The 242-nt window shown below is 60.7% G+C and carries 1 pseudogene; it reads right to left on the bottom strand.

What is annotated here, in order from left to right:
• A pseudogene (locus ASE59_RS20090) lies at positions 1 to 242 on the bottom strand (hypothetical protein); the annotation flags it as partial.

Here is a 242-nt window from a genome sequence, read left to right as displayed (position 1 = left end):
TTACCTGCGCCGCCGTTGATCGTATCGTTCCCGCCAAGGCCGGAAATCACGTCGTCGCCCGCCATGCCCGTCAACGTCTCTGATCCAGCAGTGCCGGTAATGGTGCGTCCGGCAATGGCGCTGCCATCGGGTGCAAGCCTTGCGAAATTCTCTGCGGTGAACTGGCTGGCGATGGTGTTCTCGAAAGTGACGAGCGTCGTGAAGTTCGAGCCGTTGGCGATGCCGTCGCGATCGACCTGAAA

It is taken from the genome of Sphingomonas sp. Leaf10 (assembly GCF_001421245.1).
In the GTDB taxonomy this organism is placed as follows: domain Bacteria; phylum Pseudomonadota; class Alphaproteobacteria; order Sphingomonadales; family Sphingomonadaceae; genus Sphingomonas.
Note: the sequence above shows the minus strand (reverse complement) of the source record. Positions and strands in the feature narration are given on the sequence as shown.